Genomic DNA, 4,067 nt, shown 5'->3' with positions numbered 1-4,067 from the left:
TCCGGCCTCATTGAAGCCTTCATCTGATTCTTTTTACTCATCACTCCCTCCTGTTGGTTATCCGGAGCAAAGTGCTCCGGCCTCATTGAAGCGAAGCCAATAATCCGATTATCACAGTAGATACCGCCGAGGTTATCCGGAGCAAAGTGCTCCGGCCTCATTGAAGCTGAATGGCTCGGTTAATCCGACACTATTGCGAATCGGTTATCCGGAGCAAAGTGCTCCGGCCTCATTGAAGCACCGCATTGAAATCATCTTCATCAAGAATCCCTGCAAGGTTATCCGGAGCAAAGTGCTCCGGCCTCATTGAAGCAAAATGTCTGGATTAGAGGGGTCTCCAACAATCACCCGGTTATCCGGAGCAAAGTGCTCCGGCCTCATTGAAGCGCCACGGGGCAGGCCTCCAAGAAGGCTGAGGAAGCGGTTATCCGGAGCAAAGTGCTCCGGCCTCATTGAAGCCTCTAGCATGCTCCCACCTCGGCTAGCAGCTTTTCGGGGTTATCCGGAGCAAAGTGCTCCGGCCTCATTGAAGCTAAGGGTCAGACGGTAATAGCGAACACGGACGCCTAGGGTTATCCGGAGCAAAGTGCTCCGGCCTCATTGAAGCTCGAGGTGCCGCGCTGGATTGATTCGGATATTGATGGTTATCCGGAGCAAAGTGCTCCGGCCTCATTGAAGCGCCGCTTGTTCCGAAAGGGAGCCCGATGAAACACCACGGTTATCCGGAGCAAAGTGCTCCGGCCTCATTGAAGCGAGGACGCGCAGCGCGAGGCGCTGATGATCTGCGCGGTTATCCGGAGCAAAGTGCTCCGGCCTCATTGAAGCCGGCGGCTCCTCCGGCTCCCAGCCGTCCGGGTGGCCGTGGTTATCCGGAGCAAAGTGCTCCGGCCTCATTGAAGCCTTATGAACGGATACCACCGCCCGCTGCGGGCCGAAGGTTATCCGGAGCAAAGTGCTCCGGCCTCATTGAAGCAATTTCAATATCACTATACTCTAGTTCAAGAACAGAGGTTATCCGGAGCAAAGTGCTCCGGCCTCATTGAAGCACGCCGCACACCGCCCGCGCCGTCCTGATATGCCTGAACGGGTTATCCGGAGCAAAGTGCTCCGGCCTCATTGAAGCTCAGCCTCGGACTTTTCACAAGAAATTTTACAAGAGGGTTATCCGGAGCAAAGTGCTCCGGCCTCATTGAAGCCTATCCTGGAAGTCCTCTTGATGTAGTGGACGAAGGTAGGTTATCCGGAGCAAAGTGCTCCGGCCTCATTGAAGCTCGCGGTAGCCGAACATTTCGACCGCGAACATCCCCCCGGTTATCCGGAGCAAAGTGCTCCGGCCTCATTGAAGCGCGGTATTCAGCGGCCGCCTGCTCCCACTCGGGGTCGTTATCCGGAGCAAAGTGCTCCGGCCTCATTGAAGCGGGCGCGTGGGGATGATTACCACGACGCTTACTAGCACGCGTTATCCGGAGCAAAGTGCTCCGGCCTCATTGAAGCCGGGGAGGTTGTATCCGTCGAGTGGGGTCCGTACTGCACGTTATCCGGAGCAAAGTGCTCCGGCCTCATTGAAGCAACTCACCCTCATTTTGGCAATTTTGGGTATGTTTTGCGTTATCCGGAGCAAAGTGCTCCGGCCTCATTGAAGCGTATCTTTAATTGCCAAATCTCTATGTAGTCCCGCTAGGTTATCCGGAGCAAAGTGCTCCGGCCTCATTGAAGCCCTGTCGTTACAGCCGGGTCAATGGCAATCACCACCCGAGTTATCCGGAGCAAAGTGCTCCGGCCTCATTGAAGCCATTGTGTACCGGGCGTGGTTCGATGGAAGATTTGATGTTATCCGGAGCAAAGTGCTCCGGCCTCATTGAAGCAATTTCTTGGGCCTGTGTTTGCTCTATTGAAACTCCATGTTATCCGGCGCAAAGTGCTCCGGCCTCATTGAAGCCGAGCTTGCGGGTTCGAGTCCCGCCGCCCGCACCAATGTTATCCGGAGCAAAGTGCTCCGGCCTCATTGAAGCCCCACAGACTAATTCGGGTATTTTTTTGACTAGATGGTTATCCGGAGCAAAGTGCTCCGGCCTCATTGAAGCCAAGATCAACTGACAGCCGCACCCCGCATGTCACGCGCCGTTATCCGGAGCAAAGTGCTCCGGCCTCATTGAAGCGCCCGCAGCATTTCTGGAGGTGCGGCATGAACCCGAAGTTATCCGGAGCAAAGTGCTCCGGCCTCATTGAAGCGGCGTCGCGCTTGGAACGGTACGGCTTCGGCAGAACGTTATCCGGAGCAAAGTGCTCCGGCCTCATTGAAGCACGGGGAAACGTTTGATGCGGGCCTGACCGACAAAGACGTTATCCGGAGCAAAGTGCTCCGGCCTCATTGAAGCGCTGCGGTTCGGGACAATGGCAAGCGCCTGCCGTCGCCGTTATCCGGAGCAAAGTGCTCCGGCCTCATTGAAGCCGAAAGAAATACTTGATTGTTTCCGTCGCCCTTGGGGTTATCCGGAGCAAAGTGCTCCGGCCTCATTGAAGCGAGTCGTGTTTGATGCACCTCACAATGCACCTCACGGGTTATCCGGAGCAAAGTGCTCCGGCCTCATTGAAGCTCCAGCGCGAAGGATGCAAAAGAGACCGGTGAGGCGTTATCCGGAGCAAAGTGCTCCGGCCTCATTGAAGCTGGCGATGAGACCGGCGTAGCCGGGGTCAGCGTCGAGGTTATCCGGAGCAAAGTGCTCCGGCCTCATTGAAGCGGACGCGCTGTCAGTTTGCGGGTGCAGGGTTTCGTCTGTGGTTATCCGGAGCAAAGTGCTCCGGCCTCATTGAAGCATTTGATCCACTCGCGCGAAGTTTGGATCGGTGGTGGCGTTATCCGGAGCAAAGTGCTCCGGCCTCATTGAAGCGGCGTCCCACCGCCCAACAACGCCCAGATCAGTGCGCTGGTTATCCGGAGCAAAGTGCTCCGGCCTCATTGAAGCCGCACGCACCGTTGACGAAATCCGGTATTCGCCCTGGGTTATCCGGAGCAAAGTGCTCCGGCCTCATTGAAGCCCTAACGCGATTTCGCGCCTCTCCGCACCCGCAGCCCCGGTTATCCGGAGCAAAGTGCTCCGGCCTCATTGAAGCCAGACCGACCCGGACCGCCGGGTGTTCATCGGCAACATCGTTATCCGGAGCAAAGTGCTCCGGCCTCATTGAAGCAGCCAGGCGTCTGGACTGCTGTCGGGGGCTGGTGCAGTTATCCGGAGCAAAGTGCTCCGGCCTCATTGAAGCCTTACTGCCAAAGTCGAAGTAAGTCCACTGATTTGTGGTTATCCGGAGCAAAGTGCTCCGGCCTCATTGAAGCGTAACCGCTCGATCTCCCGTTTTGAAATACTCAGGAGGTTATCCGGAGCAAAGTGCTCCGGCCTCATTGAAGCGAGCCCCCGAGGTGGCGGGTGAATTCGATGTATTGGTGTTATCCGGAGCAAAGTGCTCCGGCCTCATTGAAGCCGCGGCGCTCGAGTTCCTGCCCGCGCTCGCTGGGGGTTATCCGGAGCAAAGTGCTCCGGCCTCATTGAAGCTTCCGGGAGACCACCAGGCGCTGCCCTTCAGAGTCGCGGCGTTATCCGGAGCAAAGTGCTCCGGCCTCATTGAAGCTCCCAGTGCGGGTATACGCCGATCGCTGTAAATCCGACGTTATCCGGAGCAAAATGCTCCGGCCTCATTGAAGCATGCGTTCGCCTCCAGCATGTCGGCGATCAGCCGGTGTTATCCGGAGCAAAGTGCTCCGGCCTCATTGAAGCTCCCGCGGGATGTCCAGCTTGTCCGCGATGGGGTAGCAGTTATCCGGAGCAAAGTGCTCCGGCCTCATTGAAGCCCGCGCACCGCCGCCGGCCGGGTGAAGCGCGTACAGGTTATCCGGAGCAAAGTGCTCCGGCCTCATTGAAGCCAGCCTGGCCCGCTTCTACCCATGCTTCATACCCCTGCGTTATCCGGAGCAAAGTGCTCCGGCCTCATTGAAGCTGCTTAGCGCAATCGTCAACAGCCGGATAGTCCGCTCCGTTATCCGGAGCAAAGTGCTCCGGCCTCATTGAAGC

At 57.2% G+C, this 4,067-nt stretch carries 1 CRISPR repeat array.

Annotated elements, in window-relative coordinates:
• Positions 1-56: 56 nt before the first annotated feature.
• A CRISPR array of direct repeats spans positions 57-4,067; the repeat unit is 36 nt; unit sequence GTTATCCGGAGCAAAGTGCTCCGGCCTCATTGAAGC.

Source organism: Thioalkalivibrio halophilus (assembly GCF_001995255.1).
Classification (GTDB): domain Bacteria; phylum Pseudomonadota; class Gammaproteobacteria; order Ectothiorhodospirales; family Ectothiorhodospiraceae; genus Thioalkalivibrio; species Thioalkalivibrio halophilus.
The sequence above is the reverse complement of the archived record's forward strand: the minus strand, read 5'-3'. Positions and strand labels throughout refer to the sequence as shown.